A 26685-nucleotide genomic window follows, 5' to 3' on the forward strand; every position below is an offset into this window, starting at 1 on the left:
TCGCTCCAATTCGTCTACCCTCACCAAGCGCCGAGCAGCAAGCAGCTTGTGCCCGGCGCATCGACCTTCTTGCGTTAATGTACCGGAGAATTTTCATGTTCAAACGCCCCCTGGCATTGGCCGTTGGCTTGACCCTGTCGTTTTGCACCCTGCTGGCGCAGGCCGCCGACACCCTGAAAGTCAGCGCCATTCCCGATGAAGCGCCCACCGAACTGTTGCGCAAGTTCAAGCCCCTGGGTGCTTATCTGGAACAGCAATTGGGCATGAAGGTCGAGTTCGTACCCGTGAGCGACTATCCGGCCGTGGTCGAGGCGCTCGCGACCGACCGGATCGACATGGCCTGGCTGGGCGGCTTCACGTTCGTGCAGGCCCGCCTGAAAACCGGCAATGCGATACCGCTGGTACAGCGCGAACAGGACGCTCAGTTCACCAGCAAATTCATCACCGCCGACCCGGCCGTCAAGTCGCTGGCCGATCTCAAGGGCAAGACCTTTGCCTTCGGCTCGGTGTCCTCCACGTCAGGCAGCCTCATGCCGCGCTTTTTCATGCTCAAGGACGGCATCAAGCCGGAAACCTTTTTCAGTCGAGTGGGCTACTCCGGTGCCCATGACGCCACCGTCGCCTGGGTCCAGGCCGGCAAGGTAGACGCCGGCGTGCTGAACGCCAGCGTCTGGGAAAAACTGGTCGCCGCCGGCAAGGTCGACACCAACAAGGTCAGAGTGTTTGCCACCACCCCGGCCTACTTCGACTACAACTGGACGGTGCGCGGGACCCTCGACCCGGCGCTGGCGGCGAAGATCAAGGCGGCCTTCCTGGCGCTCGATCCGGCGAAGCCCAAAGACAAGGAGATCCTCGATCTGCAGGCCGCCAGCCGGTTCATCGAAACCAACCCGGAAAACTATAAGGGCATCGAAGAAGCCGCTCGCGCCGCCGACCTGCTCAAATGACCTTGCACCTGACCCAGGTCAGTCTTACCCACGCCAATGGCGTCCAGGCGCTGCAGGGCGTGGACCTGCACATCGCAGCACGGGAACAGGTCGCCATCATCGGCCCGTCCGGGGCGGGCAAGTCGAGCCTGCTCAACCTGCTGGCCACCGCCCTGCGCCCTGGCAGCGGCGAGTTACAGGTACTTGGCGAGCGCGCCTGGCAGTTGTCTGCCCGTCAGCGCCAGCGTTTACGCGCGCGCATCGGACTGATCCATCAAGCGCCACCGCTGCCGCCGCGCCAGCGCGTGGTCACCGCGGTCCTGGCCGGCAAGCTGGGCCAGTGGGGCCTGGGCAAGAGCCTGCTGAACTGCTGCATCCACTGGACATTCCGGGCGCACGCGCAGCATTGGCCAGGCTCGACCTGGGCGACAAGCTGTTCGCGCAATGCCAGCAACTGTCCGGTGGCCAGCTGCAGCGCGTGGGCATCGCCCGGGTGCTGTATCAAGCGCCCGAGGTGTTGCTGGCCGATGAGCCGGTATCGGCCATGGACCCGGTGTTGGCCGAGCACACGCTGTCGGTGCTGTGCCGCCACGCCCGGGAACACAATGTCACCCTGGTCGCCAGCCTGCATGCGGTAGAGCTGGCGCTGGCGCACTTTTCGCGGATCATCGGCTTGCGTGACGGACAGATCCTGTTCGACCTGCCCGCCGGCGCCGTCGACCGCGAGCTGCTCGACAAGCTCTACGCCAATGAGCAGCTGCAGTCCTCACCAGTTCCGACCGCACCCTTGGTTGTGCAGATTCCCCGATGCTGACACGCGATACCCGAGATCCCGCCACCCGCCCCCGCTTGCTGTTCACGCTGCTGGCCCTGCTCCTACTGTGGCCGGGCATCCACTTCAGCGAGTTGGACCTGAGCGTACTGGTAGCCAGTGACAGCCAGAGCGAGATCGGCAAGTTCGTGTCAGCCTTCTGGCCTCCCGCCCATGACGAGGCGTTCATCGAGCTGTTGTTGCAAGCCACCCTGCAGACCCTGGCCATCGCCACGGCCGGCATGGCTTTGGCGTTGCTGTTGGCCATCCCCGCCAGCCTGCTGGCCAGTCGCGCCCTGTCGCTGTCCGCTGCCTCCCGTGCCGGCCATCCGGGTTTCTGGGGCCGACTGCTGCGCTGGCCGGTTCGCGGCTTGCTGATCTTCCTGCGCAGCGTGCCGGAAATCGTCTGGGCCCTGCTGTTCGTGCGTGCCGTCGGCCTCGGTCCGACGGCCGGGGTGCTGGCCATTGCCATTACCTACAGCGGCATGTTGGGCAAGGTCTATGCGGAGATTTTCGAGTCGGTCGACCAGCGCCCGGCCCACGCGCTGCTGCAGGCCGGCAGCGGTCGGCTGGCGGCCTTTAGCTACGGGATCCTGCCCAATGTCGCCGCAGAGCTGCTGTCATACACGGTGTACCGCTGGGAATGCGCCATCCGCGCTTCGGTGGTGATGGGCTTTGTCGGCGCCGGCGGCCTGGGCCAGCAAATGGACCTGTCGTTGCGCATGTTCGCCGGCGGTGAAGTGGCCAGTCTGTTGCTGACGTTCCTCGTGCTGGTGCTGCTCGCCGATCAACTCAGCCGCCTGCTGCGCTGGAGGCTGGCATGAATCGCCTGTTGAACCTGATCCTGCTGCTGTGCATCGGTGCAGCGGTCGTCGCTTCGTTCATCTACCTGGGCATTGACCTCGGCGAGCTCGGCGGCAGCGGCAACCTGAACCGGATGGGTGCTTATGCCCAGCGTTTTCTCAGCCCCGACCTGAGCGCGGGCCATCTGCAAGCCATCGGTCACGGCGCCCTGGAAACCATTGCCATGTCCGCCCTGGGCACCCTGCTCGCGGCGGTACTCGGCCTGCTGCTGGCGTTGCCCGCGGCCGGGCGCTTTGGCTGGCCCTTGCAGAGCGCGTCGCGCCTGGTGCTCAACGCCTTGCGCGCGGTGCCGGAACTGGTGTGGGCCGCGCTGATGGTGCTTGCCGCCGGCCTCGGGCCCAATGCCGGCACCCTCGCATTAGCCCTGCACACCACCGGCGTGCTCGGCCGACTGTTCGCCGAAGCGCTGGAAAATACCCCGCCGCAACCCGCCGAAGCCATCCGCCTGCAGGGCGGCAATGCCGTTTGGGCGTTCTGTTACGGGACCCTGCCCAACCTGTTGCCACAGCTGTTGGCCTACATCCTGTACCGCTGGGAGAACAATATCCGCATGGCCAGTGTGCTTGGCTTCGTCGGCGCCGGGGGCTTGGGACAAATGCTCTATGTCAGCCTCAGCCTGTTCCAGGAAGCTCAAGCCAGCACGGTGATTCTGGCCATGCTGATCCTGGTATTCGCCGTCGACTCCTTGAGCAGCTGGAGCCGTCAACGCTGGGTCAAGGCCTGACCGGGCCCCAAGCGTCTCAATCATCCTCATGCAACTTGATACCCCGCGCATGCAGCAGATGAGGCACCAACAGCACCAGTAATGTCAGCGCCAGGAATGCCGCCGAGATCGGTTGCGTCAAAAACACCGTCCAGTCCCCCTCGCTGATGGACAAGGCGTTACGCAGTTGCTTTTCAGCCATCGGCCCCAGCAGCATGCCGACGATCACGGGGGCGACGGGGAAGTCGAAGCGCCGCATCAGGACCCCGCCCCAACCGATCGCCAGCATCAGCAACAGATCGAAGGAAGAGTGGCGCATGCCGTACACGCCGATGGTGGCGAACACCAGAATGCCGGCGTTCAGGTACGGCCGCGGGATCTGCAGCAGCTTCACCCAGAGGCCCACCAACGGCAGGTTCAACACCAGCAGGATGACGTTACCGATGTACAGCGAGGCCACCAGGGTCCAGACCAGCTCCCCCGAGGTCTCGAAGAGCATCGGTCCCGGTTGCAGGTTGTAGTTCTGGAACGCGGCCAACAGGATCGCCGCGGTGGCGGAGGTGGGAATGCCCAGTGTCAGCAGCGGCACCAGAGAACCGGTGGCGCTCGCGTTGTTGGCGGCTTCGGGGCCGGCGACGCCTTCAATGGCGCCCTCGCCTTTGCTGGCGGCAAATTCTTTCGGGTACTTGCTCAGTTTGCGCTCGGTCGAATAGGACAGAAAGGTTGGAATCTCGGCACCTCCGGCCGGGATCGAACCAAAGGGAAAACCGATCAGCGTGCCCCGCAGCCAGGCGGGCACCGAGCGCTTCCAGTCGGCGCGGGTCATCCACAACGAGGTCAAGCGGTGCCGGCCGGTCTCTGCTTCTTTCTGATAAAGCAGGCTGTACAAGGCCTCCCCCACGGCAAACAAACCGACCGCCACGAGTACCACCTCGATGCCATCCACCAGCTCGGGCACCCCCAAGGTGTAGCGGGCTATACCCGACGTCGAGTCCAGGCCGATCAAGCCCACGGTCAGACCGATCCCCAATGACGCGAAACCTCGCAGCATCGACGCCCCCAATACCGCAGACACGGTCGTGAAGGACAGCACCAGAATCGCGAAATACTCTGCGGGACCAAAGTTGAGCGCGAGTTTGGCCACGATGGGCGCAAACAGGGTCAGCAGAATCGTCGCGATGGTACCCGCCACGAATGAGCCGATCGCCGCCGTGGCCAGGGCCGGCCCCGCACGACCGTTGCGCGCCATGAGATTGCCCTCCAGCGCCGTGACCATGGACGACGACTCACCCGGGGTATTGAGCAAAATGGACGTGGTCGAGCCGCCGAATTGAGCGCCGTAATAGATACCGGCAAACATGATCAAGGCCCCGGTAGGATCGACCTTGGCGGTGATCGGCAGCAGCAAGGCCACCGTCAGCGCCGGCCCGATCCCCGGCAGGACACCAATCGCAGTGCCCAACAGACAGCCGATAAACCCATACATCAAATTGATCGGCGTCAGTGCCGAGGAAAACCCCATCGCCAGGCTTGCGAGAATGTCCACCGTTTCGATCTCCTTCGGCCCGGTTCAAATCCAGGCGTTGACCAGGGGCGGCAGGGAAACCCCCAGGCCGGCGTTGAACAACCAGTAAATCGGCAGCGTCAGGGCCATGCCGATGGCGAGATCGCGCACCGGACGGCGGCTGCCGAAACCCCGTGCCGAACAGGCAAACAACAACGCGGCCGCCAACACGAACCCGATGAAGTTGATGAGCAAGGCCACCCCTAGCAGGCCCACCGTGACCCAGGCCGCACCGGCTTTTCCGTCGGGTACGACGCCAGCCGTCCCGTCGGTGTCGTCGGCCAGTTCGCGAAAGCCGCCCGAGACCGCTTGATAGCTCAGCAACAAGCCCACGGCGCCAAGGAATGCCGCCACAGCGAAGGGGTAGACGTGCGCACCGAGGATGACGAACCCCATCTCGGGGGGAAACCGATACGCGCCGAACGCCAGCACGGCGCTGATGGCAATCACGCCGATGCCAATCGCCAGTTGCGTGGGCACAATCGTGCGAGGCGGAGTCATTTCGCAACCAGCCCGACCTCGACCAGCATCGCCCGCAGCCGCACGTGCTCGTCGTCGACGAATTTGCCGAACTCATCGCCGGTCAGGACGTTGGGTGACCACTTGTTGGTGTCGATATTTTCTTTCCAGACGTTGCTTTTAGTCGCGGCCACGACCGCGTCGGTCACTTCCTTGCGTTGCTCCGGCGTGAGGCCTGCGGCACCGTAAACGCCCCGCCAGTTGCCGATCGTCATGTCGTAACCACTCTCCTTGAGCGTCGGCGCATCGATGCCGGCCACACGCTCGGGCGCACCGATGGCCAGCACACGGAACTGGCCGTTGCGGATGTACTGGCCAAGCTCGGCATAACCACCGGTGATCACCTTGATCTGGCCGCCCAAGGCCTGGGCAACGACTTCCCCGCCACCGGCGAAGGCCACGTAATTGACCTTGTTGACCGGCACCCCCATTTTGCCCGCCAGCTCGGCAATCCCGATGTGATCGATCGAGCCCTTGGAGCCACCGCCCCAGGCGATGCTGGTCGGCTTGTCTTTAAAGACTTTGAGCAAGTCCTCCAGGGTTTTGAATTCAGACTCCTTGCGTACGGCGAGCACGTTGTACTCGGTGAACAGCCGGGCGATCGGCGTCACGTCCTTCAAGCTGATTTGCGGCTTGTTCTGTTCAATGGCGGTGACCATGATCGCGCCAACGACCAGCAGTGCATTCGGGTCGCCCTTGGTGCTGTTGGCGAATTGCGCCAGCCCCAGGGTGCCTCCTGCGCCGCCCTTGTTCTCGAAGGTGGTGGATTTTGCCGCTTTGGCCTCGACCAGGGCTTTGCCCAGCACCCGTGCGGTCTGGTCATAACCGCCACCCACGGAGCCCGGGGCCATGAACTTGACGGTGTCCAGCGCCAAGGCCGGCGTCGCGAGCGCGGCAGCGGTAATCCCTGCGGCTAGGTAGCGATTGAATCGATGGAACAAAGCGGACATGAGTCGTCTCCCGATTGCATTGTTTTTATAGTTGCCGGGTGCACGTCGATCAGGGCGCAATCCCTGTTCAACGCACCTTGGCCTGCGAATAAGCGTAGGCCATGCTCGGGACGACGGCATACAACGATGCGTCGCGTCGAAAGGGAGCGCCGTTTACAGTCATCTAACCTCGCTATTGTCGTTCGATGATTCAACCGGACCCGTTTATCAGGAAGGCGAATACATGCTCAACGCTCATGGCGATGACCGCAGCAGTGCGTGGTCGGTGTTTCTGATCTTCCTGCGCCTCGGGCTGACCTCGTTCGGCGGCCCGATTGCGCACCTGGGCTACTTTCGCGATGAGTTCGTCACGCGACGGCGCTGGCTGAGCGAAGGCAGCTACGCGGATCTGGTTGCACTGTGCCAATTCCTGCCGGGGCCGGCGAGCAGCCAGGTCGGCATCGCGCTGGGGTTGTCCCGGGCCGGATACCCTGGCGCGCTGGCGGCCTGGGCTGGCTTTACGCTGCCTTCGGCGATTGCCCTGATCCTGTTTGCCCTGGGCATTTCCCGATATGGCACGGCCATTTCCCCCGGCGCGCTGCATGGCCTCAAGGTGGTGGCCGTGGCGGTGGTTGCGCAAGCGGTATGGGGCATGGCGCGAAACCTGTGCACGGACGTGCCGCGAGTCACCCTTATGGCGATTGCGGCGTGCGTCGCCCTGCTCGAACCGTCCGCCTGGGGCCAGGTCAGCGTGATTGCCGCCGCGGCCGTGGCGGGCCTGCTGCTGTTCAAGCCGGGGCAGAGTGCCGGCCACGACCCGCTGCCGATTACGATCAGACGCCGGACCGGGGCGATCTGGCTGGCACTGTTCCTGGCATTGCTGGTGGGCCTGCCCCTCCTGGCCCAGGCGCTGCCCAATCAAACCGTGGCGATGGTGGATGCCTTCTACCGGGCCGGATCACTGGTATTCGGGGGTGGTCACGTCGTGCTGCCCCTGCTGCAAGCCGAGGTGGTACCCAGCGGCTGGGTCGGCAATGATGCTTTTCTCGCCGGGTATGGTGCCGCCCAGGCGGTGCCCGGACCTTTGTTTACGTTCGCCGCGTTCCTTGGCGCGTCGATGAACCTTGCCCCTTCGGGCTGGGTTGGCGGCATGATCAGCCTGTTGGCGATTTTCGCGCCGGCTTTTCTATTGATCATGGGCGTATTGCCCTTTTGGGAGCGCTTGCGCCGCAGTTTACGCACCCAGGCCGCACTGGCCGGGGTCAATGCGGCGGTGGTCGGCCTGTTGTTGGCCGCGCTGTATCAGCCGGTCTGGACCAGTGCCATTGTCCAGGCGCAAGACTTCGTTCTGGCACTGGTCGCGCTGGTGGCGCTGATGTTCTGGAAATTGCCACCGTGGCTGGTGGTTATCGGCTGCGGGGTCACGGGGTGGCTGTTGTAGGAGCCGGCTTGCCGGCGAATACGGCGGTACATTCGGTAGAGGTGTCTTCTGACAAACCGCTTTCGCCGGCAAGCCGCTCCTACAGGGGTCTTCGCCAAACATGAAATGGGTGAACGACACCGATCCCGTGTAGGAGCCGGCTTGTTATAACGGCGCGAGATGATGACCGTCTGGCAACTTATTGATATTCAAACTTCTACTTTTTCAGAAACACTTATCCCTGATGGCGCGCTACAGCGCTGAATAATGCCGAGCTATTCTAAAAACCATCTGCGCTGAACCCTGGCCTGGTACGTCGGGAGTCAAGTTGTTCAATAGTCTGCAGCAGGAAACTTGTCATGAAAAGCATGCTCGGCAGTATTGGATTGTCGCTCTTACTTGCCACAACGGCGGCGTTCGCCCATCACGGCTGGAGTGAATACGACTCCAGCACATCCCTGCAACTGAACGGCACCATAGAAGAATCCGGCTACTCCCATCCCCACGGTTTCGTGCGCCTCAAGACAGCGGACAAGACCTGGACCGTCGTCCTTGCACCGCCCTCGCGCATGGAGAATCGCGGCCTTACCCGGGACATGCTGAGTGTGGGCAACGAGGCCACCGTGGTCGGCTATCAGAATCGCAACAAGCCTGACGAATTGCGCGCCGAACGCATCACGGTCGGCGGCAAGACCACCGAGCTGCGGTGATGCAGGCCGTGGATAGCAACGGTGGAACGAGGCCGGACAGCTGGCTGGACTGGCTGAATGACTCGTCCGTCGGGGCGGCCATGCGCGGCGACCTGTGGCTGTATCCGATGGTCGAGGTGGTTCACATCCTCGGTTTCACGGTGCTGGTGGGCTCGGTCCTGATGTTCGATCTGCGGGTGCTCGGGCTGTCGAAAGACATTGCGGTCACGGCCCTGGCGCGCCACCTGCTGACCTGGTCGATTGCGGCCCTGCTGTTGATCGTGCCCGCGGGGCTGATGATGTTTTCAGCCCATCCCCATGATTTCGCCTCCAACGGCGTGTTTATCCTCAAGCTGTGCCTGATCGCCACCGCAGGCGTCAATGCAGCCCTGTTCCACGTCGGTGTGTACCGCTCCGTCAATCGATGGAACACCGCCGTTGCGGCCCCTGGCATCGCAAAGATGCAGGCGCTGTTTTCGATTGCACTATGGGTCATCGTGATTCTCTGCGGACGACTGTTGGCGTACACCTGAGCCAACTTGCCTGCGACGCAGCGCACTCTTTTCAAGTGGGCGCTTCGCTATCTTCACCGTGAGTTGTGGCGGTAATTCAGGGTTTTTTGTCCTGTCGGATGACAAACATTGCTTTTAGGATTTGTCACCGTTACCCAGCCGCGCTGTTGCAGATGGCTCGACCCCTTCTCCCTGCGCGAAAACACACTTAACGCGTCCGACGGGTCATGACTCATCGTTCTCGATTTTGCTTTCAGGAAAAAACCATGACACAGCACATTCTGATTGTTGGTGCCGGATTCGGTGGCGTCTGGAGTGCCTTGAGCGCTGCCCGTCTGTTGGACCAGCATGATCGCAATGACGTCCGGATCACCGTCCTGGCCCCCCAGGCGGAGCTGCGAATCCGCCCTCGGTTCTACGAGCCGGACGTGCACAAGATGATGGCGCCGCTGGGCGAGTTGTTCGACGCGGTGGGGGTGAAATTCGTACAAGGCTCGGCCGACGAGATCGATGTGCAGGCCAGACAGGTTATCTACAGCGACGTGCACGGCACGCAAGGCCGGTTGCAGTATGACCGACTGGTCCTGGCCGCCGGCAGTCGTCTCATCCGTCCTGACCTTGAAGGCATGATCGAGCATGCATTCGACGTCGATCAGATCGAAACGGCCACGCGGCTGGAAGCCCACATCAACTCGCTGAAGAACCGGCCTGCCAGCGCCGCCCGCAACACCGTGGTGGTGGCCGGTGGTGGTTTCACCGGCATCGAAACGGCCACCGAAATGCCGGCCCGCCTGCGTGCTGCGCTGGGTGACGACGCAGACATCAGAGTCATTGTCGTGGACCGCGGGCCGCAAATCGCCGCGTCGATGGGCGACGGTATTCGTCCCGCCATCATCGAAGCGTCCGCGCACCTGGGGATCGAGTGGGTACTCGATGCGACAGTCGCCTCGGTGGATGCCGGCGGGGTAACGCTGGCTGACGGGCAGCGTATCGAGTCGAGTACTGTGATCTGGACGGTCGGGTTTCGCGCCAGTCCTCTGACCGAGCAAGTCGCCGGCACCCGGGATCCTCAAGGGCGCCTGCACGTCGATGGTCACCTGAAGGTGCTGGGACAAACCGACATTTTCGCCACGGGTGACGTGGCCTATGCCGCGACCGACACGGTGGGGAATTTCGCGGCGATGTCCTGCCAGCACGCCATTAGCCTGGGCCGTTACGCCGGCAACAACGTGGCGGCCGACCTGCTCGGCGTGGCGCCGATGATCTACAGCCAGCCCAAGTACGTGACGTGCCTGGACCTCGGCGCCTGGGGCGCGGTGTTCACTGAAGGCTGGGATCGTCAATTGAAACTGGTGAAACAGGAAGCCAAGGAACTCAAGACCCAGATCAACACCCGGTGGATCTATCCGCCGGCAGCCGATCGTGCGACGGCCCTGGCGGCAGCCGACCCGCTGATTCCAGTGGCATGAACCTGGCTCGCACAGCATGCCCCTGCCTGGGTTGACCGAGCCGCATCTCGGTAATCCCACAGGTAGCCGGCACTGTGCGATCCCGCGCGTCCTTCCCCCGGCCAGTGTGCTCTGCTTGCTGAGCCGGCACTTCCCAAACGCCCGCCACTGGTTTTTCTGGCGGGCTTTTTTTCCGGTCGCTCAGTCAGGTATTGGTCTTCAGCTTGGTCCACAACCGCGTACTCAACCGTGCGATGGCCGCTGGCAGTTCCTCCACGGTAAACAACTTGTCCAGCACACTGCTGGGCGGGTAGATCGCCAGGTCCTGCTTCACGGCTGGAACCACATACTGATCCGCCGCCAGGTTGGGGTTGGCGTAGTGCACGCTGTTGCTGATGTTGGCAATGACCTGCGGCGTCAGCAGGTAGTTCATGTAGGCGTAGCCATTCTTCTCGTGCGGTGCGCTCTTGGGCATCACCACCATGTCGAACCACAGGGTCGATCCTTCATCAGGGATCGAATAGGCGATGTCGATGCCGTTGTTGGCTTCCCTGGCGCTGGCCGCCGCCTGCACCACGTCCCCATTGAAGCCGATCACCGCGCAGACATTGCCGTTCGCCAGGTCGCTGATGTATTTGGAGGCGTGGAAATACTGCACGTAGGGTCTGATTTTCAGCAACGCCTGCTCGGCTTTCTTGTAGTCCGCGGGTTCGTGACTGTGGGGTGGCAGGCCCAGGTAATTGAGGGTGATCGGCAGGACCTGCGTGGGGTTGTCGATAATCGCCACGCCGCACTGGCTCAACTTCTTGATGTTGTTTTCATCGAAAAACAGGCTCCAGGAGCGGGTGACATCGGTGTTGCCAAAGATCGCCTTGATCTTCTCGACGTTGTAGCCAATGCCCGCGGTACCCCACATGTAGGGATAGCCATACTGATTGCCCGGATCATTGACCTCGAGTTTTTTCATCAGTGCCGGGTCAAGGTTCTTCCAGTTGGGCAGCTGGTTTTTATCAAGCTTTTGCACGGCCCCGGCCTTGATCAACCGGGACAGGAAATGGTTCGAGGGGCTCACCACGTCGTAGCCGGTGTTGCCGGTCATCAACTTCGACTCCAGCACTTCGTTGCTGTCGTGAATGTCGTAAGTGGCCTTGATTCCCGTCTCTTTGGTGAACGTGGCCAGGGTGTCGTCGGCGATGTAGCCGTTCCAGTTCGAGATGTTGACGACTTCGTCGGCGTAGCAGGCTGCCGACAACGTCGTCAGCACGACCATCAGCGGAATATTGTTGACGCGCATGTTCAATCACCTGGTTGTTGATGAGTTTTATTGTTTGCCGATTGCCGGGGTTTCTAGACTTCTGACCGGGCCCTGACCGCCTCCACGCGCATGCGCAGCATGGCACCGATATCGAGCAAGGGCCGCGGCGGCAACCAGCCCGGCTGAGCCCTGTGCATGACCGATGTCAGGATCGGCGAGCTGGCGCCCGATGCCAGTTCGGCGAGCAGGCGTCCCCACAGGGTGCCGCGCGCGACGCCCGACCCGTTGCAGCCAGCGACGGCGAAAATGCCTTCTTCGACCTTGGCAAAGTAAGGCTGGCCGGAGCGTGAGGCGCTCAGGTGACCGGTCCAGGTGTATTGGATGTCCTGCTCGTTCAAAAACGGAAAACGTCGCTGCAGGCCGAGCATATGGTGTTTTCGACGCTGCTCGAGTTCACTATTGGACAAATCCCGGGAACGGTATTCCGCCGTGTTGCGGATCATCACCCGACGGTCCGGCGTCAGGCGCACCGTGGCCCCCAGTGGCCGGGTAGAGAGCACGCCCCAGGGTTCGACAGCGCCCATGGCGCTGAACTCATCGTCACTGAGCGGCCGCGTGAGGCTGGCACTGAGTTCCATCGCGAAGGTGCCGCTGTCCGCGATCCCGGCGCGCGGGATGAACGCATTCAGGCAGACAAGCACCTGCCTGGCTTCGATGCTCGCGTTGACTGCGTTGGCGCGAAGGCTTCCGTTACCCAGACGCTCGAGCCCGCTGATGTCGGTGTTTTCGTAGAGGGTGACGGTGTCCGGCAGCGTATCGAGCAGTCCTTTCACATACTTCGCCGGTTGCAGCAGTGCGTTGCCATTGCCACACCAGATGGCAGCCTGGTAATGCTGGGTTCCGAGCTTCTTGCCCAGTGCTTCACCTTGCAGAAACTGCGCAGAGGCGCCGACCGCCCGCAGTGTTTGCAGCTTGGCCTCGACCTGGGTCAGTTTGCGCGGATCGCTGACGGCGAAGTAATAACCCGAATCACGCAAATCGCACTCGATGCCATGCCGAACAATGCGCTGGCGTACTTCTTCGTTGGCAGCCCGGGAAATCTCGGTATCCACTGCAAAATCAGCAAACCCCCGACCGCCGATCAGCTCGTCATCGGTCGGGTGTTCATGGCCGACCACGAAGCCTGAATTGCGCGCCGAAGCTCCCTGCGCTGCCCGTTGCCGGTCGACGACCACGATGCGTGCCTGAGGGTGCATGCCTGCCAGCGAATGAGCGGCACACAGGCCGGTGATGCCTGCACCAATAATCAGCCAGTCAGCCTTTTGCGTGCCGCTCAGGCGAGCGCGTGCCGGAGAATCTCCAACTTGCGCGATCCAGCCACATCTATTTTCCATGCATCACCTCATTCGACTGTCATTTCGCGAGCCGTCTCTGTTCAAAGCACAACCTCATGCAACAATCGCATCAGTGGTTTGAGTTGACGGTAGCTAGAGCTAGAATCTATTAGGCCTTCGGCAATACAACCAACGTTATAAAATCATTGAGCCATTCATAAAACGCATGGATAAAATTCGCCACGTTGCTTCGCTGCAAGCCTTGCAGGCATTGGTCGAAGTCGCCGACACCGGCAGCTTCACCCAGGCTGCGCAGACGCTGTGCCTGACCCAAAGCGCAGTGAGCAGGAAAATCCAGCAACTGGAGGGTCATTTCGGCTTGCCGATGTTTGTGAGGAATAGCCGCCATGTCCGACTGACGCCGGAGGGCGAACAGGTGCTGGCAACCGCGCGCACTGTCCTGGCGCAATTGAAAACACTGGAGGACCGGCTGGCACCGCAGAAACGTCCTTTCCGCATCCGCATGCATGTGTCGCTGGCGGTGCGATGGCTGCTGCCGAAGTTGAGCGAGTTCTATCGCAGTCACCCGGACGTTTCACTGTCGATCGAAACCGTGGCGACTGAAGTGGTGGAGCCGGCGATCGATAGCGATGCCTACATCCTTTATCTGCCGGAGCCGTCCGCTGATCCGGATTGCCTGACCCTGTTCGAGGAAGCCCTGGTGCCGGTGTGCGCCCCGGGCCTGGCCAGCCCGACCCGGCCCCTGCAGTCAATCGAAGATCTGGTGGGTTTTGCGCTGCTGCATCGTTCGGCGGACAAGCATGACTGGGGCCAGTGGCTGGCAGCCAACGATGGCAAGTCGCTGGAGGATTACCGGCACATCCCCTTCAACCTCGACGAGCTGGCGCTCGATGCCGCAGCGCGAGGATTGGGGGTGGCCATGACCGACTTGACCCTGGCGGCCGAATCCATCGAACGGGGCGTGCTGGTCATACCGTTCGGCCCTCCCTTGAAAACCCGCGGCATCTACGCGCTGAACCTGCAGCCTTCAGCAGCCTCGCACCCGGCGTGTTCGCTGATCATGCAATGGTTCGCCCAGCAGGCCGAATGACCTTCGCACAAAGCCTGATTCCTAAGTGCCGCGCCCCAACCCTTCTATCGCATTGGCGAAAGCACTGCCGGCCTGCCGAACCAGTCCGCGCCATTCAACGCTGTTGATCAGCCCTTTGCGTTCCATTTCATCGGCGGCCTTGAGCAACTCGTCGTACTGCTCCTCAGGGTCCATGCGGATTTCGGGCTCTTTCAGGAGCTGATACCAGGCATCCAGGGCTTCCTGCTTGCGATCGTCATTCATGGTCAAACTCCCGGGCTGTGACTGTCGTTGGAAGTTATTTCATGAATAGCCGTTCCCCGATTCCGACGTACGGCGCTCAGCTCATCAGACATTGATCCCGGACCATGGGCAGGCTTGTGCGGCGCTTCATCCCCCGGTTGCGACAATCAAAGGTACAAGCTGCTCTTCATCCGACAGCGCTCCATGATGACCTGTCCACGAGGTCTGAAAGGGTTCCCGGACAGAGCGAACCAGGCCGGCATTGTCCCCGGCGATCAGCAGAAGATCGCCAATGCGCCTGCACGCGGCATCTGTCATGTTCTTCCCGAACAGGCCAAGCACCAACGCCTGTTCTCGCGTGAGCACAGAGTGACCTGCGAGAATGTCGCGCCAGCGCTTCACTACATCGGCATCGGTGGGGTCTTGAAGGTAAACATGCCGCGCCCGAATATCACCACAGATACTGGCGACTCCCCGTTGCAAGTCCGGCATCAAGTCAAAATCAAAGGTCCTGGCCTCTTCGATCGTGGTCATACCATGGTCAGCGGTCACTATCAGCAGCGCATCCTGCTCAATTTGATCTCGCAGACTGCGGATTCGTCGATCGATGTCTTCGAGCGTGTCTTGCCACTTCTCGGACCCTGGTCCGTGCAAATGCCCGCACAGGTCGAGTTCACCGAAATAGACGTACGACAGTTGTCGATCATTGCACGCTGACACCGACCGAACGTTTGCAATCAGATCGTCAGGATCAGTGAACGCAATGACGTTGGCCCCGTTGAACACGGCCCGGGTATAGGCCGAACCGGCAATGGCGGCCGGCAGAAACGCATTGATCAACAAGCCATCGGCGGCCGCTTTCACCCAGGCCGACTGGCTGGCCACGATCTCTTCGGCACAGGCGGCTGCGTCGAGTCGACCGGTGCGCGGGTCGAAGAGCTGCCAGGACAGGGGATTGAACTGCCACCCCTCGACATTGAAAGCCGCACCGACTATGCCATGACTGCCGCTGTCTTCTGCAGTCGCCAGCGACGCCAGGCTGGCAGCCGTCGTCGACGGAAAGCCCGAACGCAGCACCTGCCCCTCCCCTCTGTTTATCCGTGAGCTCAGGTACGGAGCCCTGTGGGCATAACGGTCCAGAAGTTGCGCGCCGAGCCCGTCAACCAGACACAACACCACCTGCTTGCAGCGTGGCAAGACGATGCCTGCCGCGTTATCGCCGGCGCCCAGCGATTGCAGAACCGAGTTCGTCAAGCTGGCCAGGCCAGACCTGATCGGCTGGGACATGACGCACCTCCTTGAGCGGTGTGGATGGCCTCTATCCGATTCCATCGTAGAGGGTTGAAGCCATGGAGATTACAAACTTGTCAGCGAGTTGTCAGCGTAGCCAGCACCCTCGTTTCCTATCGTGGTGGCGCCGGTCCCACCCCGGGAGCCGCCGGTCGCCCGCCGTACCCGGTGCCGCAATTCATTAGAAAATTGTCATTCAGCTGTATGTGCTGGATTACCAAGCCCAGGGTGTGTGGTGCATTAGTGATCACTGACAAAGACGGCGGCAGATTCGGTAAAGGTGGTGACTGACAGACCGCCTTCGCTGGCAAGCCAGCTCCTACAGGGGATCTTCAGTGAACATGAAATCGGTGAACGGCACCGTTCCCGTGTAGGAGCCGGCTTGCTGGCGAAGACGGCGGCACATTCAATAGAGAGGTTGGCTGACACATCGCTTTCGCTGGCAAGCCAGCGCCTGCAGGGGACCGCGAGAATCTCACGTAAAATGGCAAAAAACACCAGCGCCTTTGAGCAGTTTCGACATAGGCGCAACACTTTGCCGAATCTAGACTCGCCCTCCTATAAAGGCATCCAAACCAAATAAAATCCGGTGCTGATCCAGGAGAAACACCATGAACCCATCCGATATTTTTGTTATCAGCGCCGTGCGCTCGGCCATCGGCAGCTTTGGCGGCTCACTCAAGGATGTGTCACCCATCCAGCTGGCCACCGACGTTTGCCGTGCCGCCATTGAGCGTTCGGGCCTGGCGCCGGAGCATATCGGTCACGCCGTAATGGGGCATGTGATCCCGACCGAAGCCCGTGATGCCTACATCTCCCGGGCCGTGGCGATGAATGCCGGCCTGCCCAAGGAAACGCCGGCCTTCAACGTCAACCGTCTCTGCGGCTCCGGTTTACAGGCGATTGTCAGTGCTGCACAAAGCCTGATGCTGGGGGACGCCGGGGCGGCACTGGCCGGTGGCGTCGAGTCCATGAGCCGCGGCGCCTATCTGCTGCCGCAGGCACGCTGGGGCGCACGCATGGGTGACATGCAGGCCATCGACTACATGCTCGGCGTGCTGCAAGACCCCTTTGCCGGTTTCCACATGGGCATCACCGCGGAAAACATCGCCGAGCGTTATGGCATCAGCCGTCAGGCCCAGGATGAACTGGCACTGCTGAGTCAGCAGCGTGCGGCCCGGGCCATTGCCGAAGGGCGGTTTGCCCCGCAGATCGTGCCGATCGAAGTGGCGAGCCGTAAAGGTACGGTGACCTTTGCCACCGACGAACACGTACGCGCCGAGGTCAACGCCGAGCAATTGGCCAAGATGAAACCGGCCTTCAAAAAAGACGGTAGCGTTACCGCCGGCAACGCCTCCGGCCTCAATGACGGCGCCGGTGCGCTGATCATGGCCACCGGTGAAATGGTCCGTGCACAAGGCCTCAAGCCGATGGCCCGACTGGTCGGGTATGCCCATGCCGGTGTCGAGCCGGAACTGATGGGACTGGGCCCGATTCCCGCCACCCGGCTGGTGCTCAAACGCGCCGGCCTGACCGTTGCCGACCTGGATGTCATCGAATCCAACGAAGCCTTCGCCGCCCAGGCGTGTGCCGTGGCGCAAGAACTGGGCTTCGACCCGGAGAAGGTCAACCCCAACGGTTCGGGGATCTCCCTGGGTCATCCGGTGGGCGCCACTGGCGCGATTATCGCCACCAAGGCCATTCACGAACTGCACCGAGTTCAGGGCCGGTACGCCCTGGCAACCATGTGCATTGGCGGCGGCCAGGGCATTGCCGTGTTGTTCGAGCGCGTCTGACAGGCCGACGTTGATCGACTCCCCTGCCCCCGTCCGACGGGGGCAGGGTTGATGCACCCGACAAACTATCCTTCGAACATGGGCGCGATGACCTAACCTCATAGGCTGAATGACTAATAACAGAGTCGATCACGCCTATGCGCCCTGCATTGAAAGCCATGATCTTTGTCGCTTTCACGCTTTTCGGGTCGAGCCCCGGAACGCTGTCGGCAGCCGACCTGCCGGACGTTTCAGCGCCCAGGCCGGGGATCGCAGCCCTTGCGGTGTCCCAGAGCGACCTCCAGGCGTTGCAACTTCGACTGGACATTCTCAAACAGCAAATTTCGCTGGTAGACAACTACAACCAGCTCGAAGGGCCGCAGGATCTGGTTCAGGCGTTCATCCTCGATGTCGATCGCCAGTCGGCCTCATTGCTTCCCTTGCAGACTCAATTGCGCGCACAACTCGGCGTGTTGGGCCCCGTTCCGCTCGACGATGTGGCAACGGAGCAGTCCGATATCGCTGCGCAAAGGGCATTACTCACCGAGCAAAAAAACAAAGTCGACGCCACCTTGAAAACCCTGGTAGCACTCAAGGAGAGTGCCGCTGACCTCATCACCCAGATTGCCGGCATTCGGCGCAACCTGTTGGAAAGCGAACTGACCCTGAGCACCCGCAGCATCCTCAATCCGGGTTTCTGGTCGCCGCTATTGAGCCCGTCGCCGGATGATCGGCAGCGCTTGGGCTCGTTCATCGATCAAGCGCGAGACGTGATCAAGACCGTCTGGCAACCCGGTCAGCGGCTCTTCACCGTGGCATTGCTGTTGCTGGCCCTGGTCCTCTGGACCCTGGGCCGCAGGCTCGCCGAACGAGGGCTGACGTGGTTGTGCATCCACCGCATGCCCGAGGGGCGCCTGCGCCGAAGCTCACTTGCACTCGCCTCGGTGCTGGCCACGGTATTGACCGTTGGCATTTCCCTGCAATTGCTGTTTTTTGCCTGCACGCGCGAAAGTCCACTGACGCCGATGCTGATGACCTTTTCCCAGGAATTCGAAAAGATCGTTTATGCCTGCGTGCTCATTACCGCGTTGAGCCGCGCCTTGTTGTCCACGCGACACCCCTCCTGGCGGCTGCCCGCGCTTTCCGATCCGGTGGCGCTGGCGCTCAAACCCTTTCCTCGGCTGTTGGCCACAACCCTGCTGGTTCTGATGACGACAGTCCAGGTGAGCAATGCAGCCGGCATGAGCAGTGACGTCGTGATCGCGGGTCGAGGCATCATCGCGCTGACGGTCACGATCATTATCATTATTTTACTGTTGCGTACCGGCAAAGTCCGAAGACAAGTCGTGGCGAGCGGCGAGGCCTCCGAAGCAGGCACGACCTTCGCCGGCGTGCTCTATGCCATCACCGGTCTGGCGTTATTGATTGCGCTGTTGGCGCTGCTCAGTGGCTACATCTCTCTGGCAAGGTTCATCACTTACGAAATGGTCTGGGGTTTCCTGATCATTTCCGGCTTTTATCTGCTGATACAGCTGGCGAAGGATGCCTGCGAGTACCTGTTTTCGCCCAGGAGTCCAAGCGGCAAGGCGCTAAAACAATTGCTGGGCATCGATGATCGCCGACTGGACCAGATCGAGGTCATTCTATCGGGGGCCGCCCGGGCCGGGCTATTGCTGTTAGCGGCTGTCACGCTGGTTGTCGGGGGTATCGGATCGACGCTTGCACAACTGATCACCAATGTCTTTTCCATGCTCGGCGGCGGCGGGCTGCGCAAACTCAACATTATCCCGGGCCACCTGTTCAATGCGGTGCTGGCCCTGTTGATTGGCGTTTACCTGATTCGATCGTTGCGCCGCTGGCTGGATAACGAATTTCTGCCAAAAACCGACATGGACCCGGGCATGCGGGCCTCGCTCAGCACGCTGTTCGCCAACATCGGCTACGCCCTGGTCATTCTGCTGACGCTGTCATCCCTGGGCGTGCAGTGGACCAATCTGGCCTGGATCGTCAGCGCCTTGTCGGTGGGGATCGGCTTTGGCTTGCAGGAGATCGTCAAGAACTTCGTCTCCGGCCTGATCCTGCTGACCGAGCGGCCGGTGAAGGTGGGCGACCTGATCAGTATCAGCGGGGTCGAAGGTGACATCCGTCGAATCAACGTGAGGGCCACCGAAATCCAGCTCAGTGACCGCTCGATCGTCATCGTCCCGAATTCGCAGCTGATCTCGCAGAACCTGCGCAACGTGACCCTGGGCGGCAGTGCCCAAGGGGTGGCGACACTCGAACTGACCTTCCCCCTGGACATCGACCCCGAGCAGGTGAAAAACCTGCTGTACGACACGTATTGCGAGCACGAGACCATTCTTGATAAACCGGCGCCGGTGGTCCGATTCAGCAAACTGACCCCCGAAGGCATCACGCTGACCATCACCGGTTATGTCGGCAGCCCGAGAATTGTCAGCACCACCAAAAGCGACCTGCTGTTCGAGATCCTCAAGCGCCTGGGTGCCGCCGGGATTGAATTGGCCAAGCCGGCACCCGCGGCATGAGCGGGTGCCCGGCATCAGCGCCGGTTACTTGGGTTGCGCCACCGTGCGCAAGTAAGGTTTCACGGTCTTGAAGCCTTCCGGATACTTCTTGCGCGCATCCTCGTCGGACACCGACGTAGGAATGATCACGTCCTCCCCCGGCCGCCAGTTCACTGGGGTGGCGACGGTGTGCTTGGCGTTCAGCTGCAGGGAGTCGAGCAGTCGCAGCACTTCATCGAAGTTGCGCCCGGCGCTCATCGGGTAGATCAGCATCGCCTTGACCTTCTTGTCCGGGCCGATGATGAACACCGAACGCACCGTGGCGTTGTCCACGGCGGTCCGTGCGCCGCCACTGGCGTTGGGGTGAATCATGTCGTAGAGCTTGGCCACCACCAGGTTCTCGTCGCCGATCATCGGGTAATTGACCGCATGGCCCTGGGTTTCTTCGATGTCCTTGGCCCAGCTCTGATGGTTACTGACCGGGTCGACGCTGAGCCCGACGATTTTGGTGTTGCGCTTGTCGAATTCGGGCTTGAGCCCGGCCATGTAGCCCAGTTCCGTGGTGCAGACCGGGGTGAAGTCCTTCGGATGCGAGAACAGGATGGCCCACTTGTCGCCAATCCATTCGTGGAAGTTGAGCGTGCCTTCGGTGCTCTCGACGGTAAAGTCCGGTGCCTCATCGCCAATGCGGATTGCCATGTTCGTTCTCCTCGTGGTGGGGGTAGGGAAACTCTCAGGCGTTCCAGTATAGGAGACCTTCGACACTTCGCTTCTTGCCCTGGCGAAGCGCTGAAAACAGGCACAAGCAAACCCGCAGGCGAGAGACTTTCGACGTCAACAGCTGCGCGACTAGCGTTGTTTCCCACCCAGCACCCATTCCCGCGGACTGACGCCTGTCTTGCGCCGAAACGCCCGGGCCAGGGCCGAGGGACTCTCGTAGCCGACTTCATCGGCGATCACGGCAATCGACTTGCCTTCGCGCAAGCGTTTCTGGGCCAGGCTGATGCGCCAGTTCACCAGATAATCGACCGGCGTCTGCCCCACCACCCGGCGAAAGTGTTCGGCAAAGCCGGCTCTGGACATGTTGGCCGCCGCCGACAATTCGGCCACGGTCCAGGCCCTCGCGGGCGTGTCGTGCATGAGGCTCATAGGTCGCGCCAGACGCGGATCGGCGAGGCCGGCCATCATTCCCGGGCTTTGCTCGCGGTCAGTCAGAATATGCCGCAGTAACTGGATCACCAGCACTTCGACCAGTCGGTCCATCATCGCTTCGCGGCCACAGATGCCGCCGAAGGCTTCGTTGAACAACCACTCCAGGGTGCCAGCCAGGCTCGGCACTGCATCGAGATCGAGCACCAGGTAATCGGGCAAGGCTGCAGCCAGCGCATTACCGGCACCGCCATCGAAGGTCAGCGAGGCGCACACCAGCTGAGTGTCTGAGGTGTCCGTTGCCAATAATCGATGGCGATAAGGCCGAGGGCAAAAAATAAGCGTTGGCTTGTCGAGCTGGAGGTCGCGTCCATCGGCCAGCCTGAGGCTCAGTTCGCCCGCCTGAAGCAGATGCAAATGACCACAGGCCTGATTGCCATCGAAGCCCGTGGTGCCGCAGAAGCTCCCGCTGTGGAAAGTACCGGCACTGACGCCGAAATGCGCGAGCAAGGTGGATAAGCGATCCATGGCGCGACTCCAGGGGCATTTCTGGACGATGAGTCGCATATCTTCGACGATTTGCACCCATAAGTCCAACCACCATCAGTAGCATGGCTCCCGTACCCAGCGCACACCGCGCTTCGATCTACGGAGTATCACCATGAGTCGCATTACCCCACTGAGCCTTGAACAGGTCACCGACAGCACCCGTGCGTTGCTCGAAGGCGTGCAGAAAAAGATCGGCTTCCTGCCGAATGTCTTCCCGACACTGGCCCATGCCCCGGCCGTCCTGGCTGCCTACCTGCAACACTCCGTCGCCTTGGGCAAGACGTCCTTGAGCGCTACCCAAAAAGAAGCGATTTTTCTCGCCACGTCACAGGTCAACGGCTGCGACTATTGCCTGGCGGCTCACACGCTGTTTGCCGGCAAGGCCGGGCTTTCCGGGGAAGACATCCTCAGCGCTCGCCATGGCCAGCTCAATGCCTTTGCTGCGCTTGCCCGACAAGTCACCGAACGTCGTGGTCACCTGAGCAGCGAGCAGATCCAGGCCGCACGCGCAGCCGGTATCGACGATGCCAAAATAGTTGAAGTGATCGCTCACGTGGCGTCGCAAACCCTGACCAATTATCTCAACAACGTCGCCCTGACCGAGGTGGATTTCCCGGCCATTGACGCCTGATCCCAGGCGTCTTCCCGGATCGCCGCTCCGCTCGCTCTTACAGGCTGACGCAGACCTGTAGGAGCACGGCTTGCCGACGAAGGCGATATTGAAGGCACCGTGTGTCAGCTATTTACGCGCCACCTTGTAACGGACGCAGTCATCGTAAAAACCCTGCCTGATCGCCGCCGGCTTGAGCCGCGATTGACTGTCGTAGGTCTGCTCGGTAATGCCCATGGCCATCATGCGCATCCATGGCTTGCTGAACCTGTAGGTCTGTAACTTCTGCCGTGCGGCATACAGCGACACGCCCGACAGTTTGAGTTCCTGGGCTTTGGCCGCCGTTCCCGCGCCCCAACTGCACATAAACCGATCATTCTCTACCAGCTCCCTGGCCTGGACGGAGGCAGCAGCACTCGCCAGCCCGCACGACATGAGTGCGATCAACACATTCCGCATTTGCATTCGATCCTAACTACCTGAAAATAAATTGATTTTGGTCAAAATATCGAGACGTCGGGGCCAGCAAAATGCCTTGAGTGCGCGATAGCTTGTTTTCTCGATGTCCTGCGGACGTTTCTTGCGAGATCTCAAACCTTGGCTATAGCTAACGCTTCCAACCGCAATCCACAGAGGCAACGGAATGTCAGTCGCAAAGAAAATGACCGTGGGACAGCTGACGATGCTGACGGCCGTCAACATGTTGGGCTCAGGCATTGTGTTGTTGCCGACCAAACTCGCCGAAGTCGGCGGTATTTCCATTCTGTCCTGGCTGATCACGGCCACCGGTTCCCTGGCGCTGGCCTACGCCTTTGCCCGCTGCGGCATGCTCAGCCGCAAGACCGGGGGCATGGGCGGCTATGCCGAATACACGTTCGGCAAGGCCGGTAACTACTTGACCAACTACACCTACGGCCTCTCGTTATTGATCGCCAACGTGGCGATCAGTATTACCGCGGTCGGCTATATCCAGGTGCTGTTCGACGTGCAGCTGGGTTCGCTGCAAGTGGGCCTGGCGACCATCGCGCTGTTATGGATCACCACCTTTGCCAACTTCGGCGGCGCGCGAATTACCGGCCGTATCGGCGCGATCACGGTCTGGGGGGTGATTGCGCCGGTGGTGCTGGTCTCCACCATCGGCTGGTTCTGGTTCGACAGCAGTGTCTACGCCGCCGGCTGGAACCCGCACAACATGGGCTGGCTGGAAGCCGCGGGCGCCTCGGTGGCGATCACGTTGTGGGCATTCCTGGGCCTGGAGTCGGCGTGCGCCAACACCGACGCGGTGGAAAATCCGGAGAAGAACGTGCCGATCGCCGTACTCGGTGGCACCCTCGGCGCGGCCGTGATCTACATCGTTTCCACCAACGTCATCGCCGGTATCGTCGACAACCCGGAACTGGCCTCCTCCACTGCGCCGTTCGGCCTGGTGTTTGCCAAGATGTTCACCCCATTGGTGGGCGACATCGTGATGGCGGCGATGGTGCTGGCCTGCGTCGGTTCGTTGCTGGGCTGGCAGTTCACCATCGCCCAGGTGTTCAAAAGCTCGGCGGACACCGGTTACTTCCTGCCGATCTTCGCCAAGGCCAACAAGGCTGGTACGCCGATTGTCGGCATGTTGATTCTGTTGGCGGGCCAGACGGCGCTGGGTTTTCTGACCATCAGCCCGGACCTGAGCAAGCAGTTCGACATTCTGGTCAACCTCGCAGTGGTCACCAATCTGGTGCCGTACATCCTGTCCATGGCGGCCTTGATCACCATGCAAAAGGTTTCCAACGTGCCGCCGAGCAAAGCACTGGCCACCAACATCATCGCCTTGATCGCGGCCGCCTACAGCTACCTGGCGCTCTACAGCTCGGGCGAGCAGGCGCTGATGCTTGGCGGCGTGGCGACCATCTTCGGCTACACGCTGTTCGGCTTCGTCAACAACCGCCTGATTCGCCTGGAAGCACTCAATAACAGCGTACCGACGCAGACTGTCAGTGCTCAGCACATCAGTGGCAAGCCGGTGCCGGTGAACAATCTGAAAACGGCCACTCTGGAGACTCAATCATGACGGAACATAGAAATTTGCTCGGAATGCTCACGCTGCTGGTGAGCAGTCCGCCGGACAAGAGAACCGTATTCGGTCGCGCCCTGAATCAGTTGATCAGCGATGTGGAGGAACGCACGATCAGTGTGCTGGTCTCGGAAAGCCTGAGCGACGCCACCTCGATCCTGCATTCGGACTCGGCCATTCAATGCGTGCTGCTCAGCTGGGAAATGGACGACAGCGAAGGCCATGAGGAATGCATCAAACTGCTGACCAGCCTGCGCGAACGCAACACCCGGGTCCCGGTGTTCCTGATCAGCGACCGCAGCACGGCGTCGAACATTCCGCTGGTGGTCATGCAGCACGCCGACGACTTCATCTGGCTGCCCGAGGACACCAGCCGTTTCCTCAGCGGGCGCATCCTGGCCGCCATCGAACGTTACCGGCAGGCGGTGCTGCCACCGATGTTCGGCGCGCTGCTGAAGTTTTCCCGCACCTATGAATACTCGTGGCACACCCCCGGGCATGCCGGCGGCACGGCGTTTCTCAAGAGCACGGCAGGCCGCGCCTTCTACGAGTTCTTCGGCGAAAACCTGTTGCGTTCCGACCTGTCGATTTCGGTCGGCGAACTCGGTTCGCTGCTCGATCACAGCGGCCCCATCGGCCAGGGCGAGCGTTATGCCGCCAAGGTGTTCGGCGCGCACCGCACCTATTACGTGACCAACGGCTCATCGACGTCCAACCGCGTCATTCTCATGGCCAGCGTCACGCGCAACCAGATCGCGCTGTGCGACCGCAATTGCCACAAGTCCGCCGAGCACGCGATGACCTTGTCCGGGGCCATTCCGACCTACCTGGTGCCGACCCGCAATCGCTACGGCATCATCGGCCCGATCCTGCCGCAGACCCTGAGCGCAGAAAGCGTCAAAGCTGCCATTGCCAATAACCCGCTGGTCAAGGGCGGTATTGATCCGACGCCGATCCACGCCATCATTACCAATTCGACCTACGACGGCCTGACCTACAACGTTACCCGAGTCGAGGAGCTGCTGGGCCAGAGTGTCGACCGGCTGCATTTCGATGAAGCCTGGTACGGTTATGCGCGGTTCAACCCGCTGTATCGCGACCGCTTCGCCATGCACGGCAGCCCGGACGATCACGATGAGTCGCGCCCGACCGTATTCGCCACACAATCGACGCACAAGTTGCTGGCCGCGCTGTCCCAGGCCTCGATGATTCACGTGCGCAACGGCCGCAACCCGATTCCGCACGGGCGCTTCAACGAGTCGTTCATGATGCACGCCTCGACCTCGCCCAACTACGCGATCATGGCCTCCTGCGACGTCAGCTCGGCGATGATGGAAGCGCCCAGCGGGCAGATCCTGACCACCGAATCCATCGAAGAAGCCATCGCTTTCCGCCAGGTCATCTCGCGCATGAACAAAGAGATGCAGGGCAAGGACGAGTGGTTTTTCACCTGCTGGCAGCCGCCGTCGGTGCAGGTGGGTGGCGCAGCGGTACCTTTCCATGAAGTCGATCCGGTGCTGCTGAAAACCGAGCCGGACTGCTGGGTACTGCACCCGAACGAGGTGTGGCACGGTTTCGGCGATATCGAGGACGGCTACTGCATGCTCGACCCGATCAAGGTCTCGGTGCTGAGCCCGGGCATGGGCGACGACGGCAACCTGCTGGACTTCGGCATCCCCGCCTGCATTCTTACCGCCTACCTCGGACGCCAGGGTATCGTCGTCGAGAAAACCACCGATTTCACCATCCTGTTCCTGTTTTCCATCGGCATCACCAAAGGCAAATGGGGCACCCTGGTCAACGCCCTGCTCGACTTCAAGCGCGACTTCGACAATAACCTCGAGCTCGAGCTGTGCCTGCCGGACCTGTTGACCGCCAACCAGCAACGCTACGCCGGCATGGGCCTCAAGGACCTCGCCGCGGACATCTTTGCCGCCATGAAGCGACACAAGACCACGGCGACCATGGCCCAGGCGTTCGGCATGCTGCCGCAGGCCGAATTCAGTCCGGTGGAGGCCTACGAAAAACTGGTCAAGAACGAAGTCGAACTGGTCACCCTGGAAGAAGCCGCCGGGCGGATCGTCGCGACCGGGATCGTGCCCTATCCACCTGGCATTCCATTGTTGATGCCAGGTGAGAACGCAGGGCCGGCGGACGGGCCATTGCTGGCCTACCTCAGGGCGCTGGAAAGCTTCGACAAATCCTTCCCCGGATTTACCCATGACACCCATGGGATCGAAAGTGAGGGCGGGGTTTATCGGTTGTTGGTGTTGAAGTGAAGTAAGCAGGATCCCCGGCGTACAGGGGATCTGTGGCAAACACAAAATGCGTGCTCGACGGCGATCAAAAATGTAGGAGCTGGCTTGCCAGCGAAAGCGGTGGGTCAGCCGACGTATTTATCGCCTGAACGGACGCTTTCGCTGG

General features: G+C 61.3%; 23 protein-coding genes and 1 pseudogene. 14 read left to right on the forward strand and 10 right to left on the reverse strand.

From position 1 onward, the window contains the following. The first annotated feature begins 95 nt into the window (after positions 1–95). The 4 genes and pseudogenes from BZ163_RS26060 (at position 96) to phnE (ending at position 3325) form a co-directional block, all read left to right on the forward strand. Complete coding sequence (locus BZ163_RS26060) at positions 96–947, forward strand: putative selenate ABC transporter substrate-binding protein (RefSeq protein ID WP_128873274.1); 852 nt, start codon at positions 96–98, stop codon at positions 945–947. Beyond that, positions 944–1740 (forward strand): annotated as a pseudogene (locus BZ163_RS26065) (phosphonate ABC transporter ATP-binding protein). Before BZ163_RS26060 ends, BZ163_RS26065 begins: the two are co-directional and overlap by 4 nt. Beyond that, on the forward strand, positions 1734–2561 hold the full coding sequence (locus BZ163_RS26070) for an ABC transporter permease (RefSeq protein ID WP_128873275.1): 828 nt from the start codon (positions 1734–1736) through the stop codon (positions 2559–2561). Before BZ163_RS26065 ends, BZ163_RS26070 begins: the two are co-directional and overlap by 7 nt. Next, positions 2558–3325, forward strand: a complete 768-nt coding sequence (phnE, locus tag BZ163_RS26075; RefSeq protein ID WP_128873276.1) for a phosphonate ABC transporter, permease protein PhnE — start codon at positions 2558–2560, stop codon at positions 3323–3325. The genes BZ163_RS26070 and phnE overlap by 4 nt, the downstream gene beginning before the upstream one ends. A 16-nt stretch (positions 3326–3341) precedes the next feature. Here the strand turns inward: phnE and BZ163_RS26080 are convergent, their stop codons facing one another. From BZ163_RS26080 to BZ163_RS26090, 3 genes are read right to left on the reverse strand one after another with little or no spacing between them, the layout of a single operon-like run. Beyond that, a complete protein-coding gene (locus BZ163_RS26080) occupies positions 3342–4850 on the reverse strand; it encodes a tripartite tricarboxylate transporter permease (protein ID WP_128873277.1) in 1509 nt (502 codons plus the stop codon). A 24-nt stretch (positions 4851–4874) separates the two neighbouring features. Continuing rightward, positions 4875–5369, reverse strand: a complete 495-nt coding sequence (locus BZ163_RS26085; protein WP_128873278.1) for a tripartite tricarboxylate transporter TctB family protein — start codon at positions 5367–5369, stop codon at positions 4875–4877. Then, positions 5366–6337 carry a tripartite tricarboxylate transporter substrate binding protein gene (locus tag BZ163_RS26090; protein WP_128873279.1) on the reverse strand — a complete coding sequence of 324 codons (972 nt, stop codon included), beginning with the start codon at positions 6335–6337 and terminating at the stop codon, positions 5366–5368. Before BZ163_RS26090 ends, BZ163_RS26085 begins: the two co-directional genes overlap by 4 nt. A gap of 223 nt (positions 6338–6560) precedes the next feature. Between BZ163_RS26090 and chrA the strand changes: the two genes are divergently transcribed. The 4 genes from chrA (at position 6561) to BZ163_RS26110 (ending at position 10406) form a co-directional block, all read left to right on the forward strand. Beyond that, positions 6561–7757, forward strand: coding sequence for a chromate efflux transporter (chrA, locus tag BZ163_RS26095; protein WP_128873280.1), 1197 nt, complete (start codon positions 6561–6563; stop codon positions 7755–7757). A gap of 338 nt (positions 7758–8095) precedes the next feature. Further along, entirely contained in the window at positions 8096–8446 is a 351-nt protein-coding gene (locus BZ163_RS26100) for a DUF6152 family protein (RefSeq protein ID WP_128873281.1), read from the forward strand. Next, complete coding sequence (locus tag BZ163_RS26105) at positions 8446–8958, forward strand: DUF6644 family protein (RefSeq protein ID WP_128873282.1); 513 nt, start codon at positions 8446–8448, stop codon at positions 8956–8958. The genes BZ163_RS26100 and BZ163_RS26105 overlap by 1 nt, the downstream gene beginning before the upstream one ends. A gap of 245 nt (positions 8959–9203) precedes the next feature. Then, positions 9204–10406, forward strand: a complete 1203-nt coding sequence (locus BZ163_RS26110; protein WP_128873283.1) for an NAD(P)/FAD-dependent oxidoreductase — start codon at positions 9204–9206, stop codon at positions 10404–10406. A gap of 184 nt (positions 10407–10590) precedes the next feature. Here the strand turns inward: BZ163_RS26110 and BZ163_RS26115 are convergent, their stop codons facing one another. Next, positions 10591–11679, reverse strand: coding sequence for a polyamine ABC transporter substrate-binding protein (locus tag BZ163_RS26115; RefSeq protein WP_128873284.1), 1089 nt, complete (start codon positions 11677–11679; stop codon positions 10591–10593). A 53-nt stretch (positions 11680–11732) separates the two neighbouring features. Further along, positions 11733–13034 carry an FAD-binding oxidoreductase gene (locus BZ163_RS26120; protein WP_128873285.1) on the reverse strand — a complete coding sequence of 434 codons (1302 nt, stop codon included), beginning with the start codon at positions 13032–13034 and terminating at the stop codon, positions 11733–11735. Positions 13035–13200: 166 nt separating this feature from the next. Between BZ163_RS26120 and BZ163_RS26125 the strand changes: the two genes are divergently transcribed. Next, positions 13201–14085, forward strand: a complete 885-nt coding sequence (locus BZ163_RS26125) for a LysR substrate-binding domain-containing protein (protein ID WP_128873286.1) — start codon at positions 13201–13203, stop codon at positions 14083–14085. Between the two features lie 21 nt (positions 14086–14106). On the opposite strand, the gene BZ163_RS26130 is transcribed toward BZ163_RS26125, so the two are convergent. Together BZ163_RS26130 and BZ163_RS26135 are read right to left on the reverse strand one after the other, a co-directional pair. After that, positions 14107–14328: a hypothetical protein gene (locus BZ163_RS26130; RefSeq protein ID WP_128873287.1), complete on the reverse strand. Its 222-nt coding sequence runs from the start codon at positions 14326–14328 to the stop codon at positions 14107–14109. A gap of 126 nt (positions 14329–14454) precedes the next feature. Further along, entirely contained in the window at positions 14455–15594 is a 1140-nt protein-coding gene (locus tag BZ163_RS26135; RefSeq protein ID WP_168187406.1) for an alkaline phosphatase family protein, read from the reverse strand. A gap of 614 nt (positions 15595–16208) precedes the next feature. Here BZ163_RS26135 and BZ163_RS26140 point away from each other — a divergent pair. Both BZ163_RS26140 and BZ163_RS26145 read left to right on the forward strand, forming a co-directional pair. Next, a complete protein-coding gene (locus tag BZ163_RS26140; protein ID WP_128873289.1) occupies positions 16209–17393 on the forward strand; it encodes an acetyl-CoA C-acyltransferase family protein in 1185 nt (394 codons plus the stop codon). A 137-nt stretch (positions 17394–17530) separates the two neighbouring features. Continuing rightward, complete coding sequence (locus tag BZ163_RS26145; protein WP_128873290.1) at positions 17531–19918, forward strand: DUF3772 domain-containing protein; 2388 nt, start codon at positions 17531–17533, stop codon at positions 19916–19918. 24 nt (positions 19919–19942) lie between these two features. Here the strand turns inward: BZ163_RS26145 and BZ163_RS26150 are convergent, their stop codons facing one another. Next, positions 19943–20596 carry a peroxiredoxin gene (locus BZ163_RS26150; RefSeq protein ID WP_128873291.1) on the reverse strand — a complete coding sequence of 218 codons (654 nt, stop codon included), beginning with the start codon at positions 20594–20596 and terminating at the stop codon, positions 19943–19945. Positions 20597–20746: 150 nt separating this feature from the next. Continuing rightward, positions 20747–21574, reverse strand: coding sequence for an AraC family transcriptional regulator (locus BZ163_RS26155; RefSeq protein ID WP_128873292.1), 828 nt, complete (start codon positions 21572–21574; stop codon positions 20747–20749). Positions 21575–21707: 133 nt separating this feature from the next. Between BZ163_RS26155 and BZ163_RS26160 the strand changes: the two genes are divergently transcribed. Further along, positions 21708–22226, forward strand: coding sequence for a carboxymuconolactone decarboxylase family protein (locus tag BZ163_RS26160; RefSeq protein ID WP_128873293.1), 519 nt, complete (start codon positions 21708–21710; stop codon positions 22224–22226). A 108-nt stretch (positions 22227–22334) separates the two neighbouring features. Here the strand turns inward: BZ163_RS26160 and BZ163_RS26165 are convergent, their stop codons facing one another. Continuing rightward, positions 22335–22670, reverse strand: a complete 336-nt coding sequence (locus tag BZ163_RS26165) for a hypothetical protein (RefSeq protein ID WP_128873294.1) — start codon at positions 22668–22670, stop codon at positions 22335–22337. Between the two features lie 178 nt (positions 22671–22848). Here BZ163_RS26165 and potE point away from each other — a divergent pair, with 178 nt between their 5' ends. Beyond that, positions 22849–24258 carry a putrescine-ornithine antiporter gene (potE, locus tag BZ163_RS26170; protein ID WP_128873295.1) on the forward strand — a complete coding sequence of 470 codons (1410 nt, stop codon included), beginning with the start codon at positions 22849–22851 and terminating at the stop codon, positions 24256–24258. Next, positions 24255–26540 carry an Orn/Lys/Arg decarboxylase N-terminal domain-containing protein gene (locus BZ163_RS26175; RefSeq protein ID WP_128873296.1) on the forward strand — a complete coding sequence of 762 codons (2286 nt, stop codon included), beginning with the start codon at positions 24255–24257 and terminating at the stop codon, positions 26538–26540. The genes potE and BZ163_RS26175 overlap by 4 nt, the downstream gene beginning before the upstream one ends. Positions 26541–26685 lie beyond the last annotated feature (145 nt).

This window comes from Pseudomonas sp. VI4.1, from assembly GCF_002029345.1.
GTDB lineage: Bacteria > Pseudomonadota > Gammaproteobacteria > Pseudomonadales > Pseudomonadaceae > Aquipseudomonas.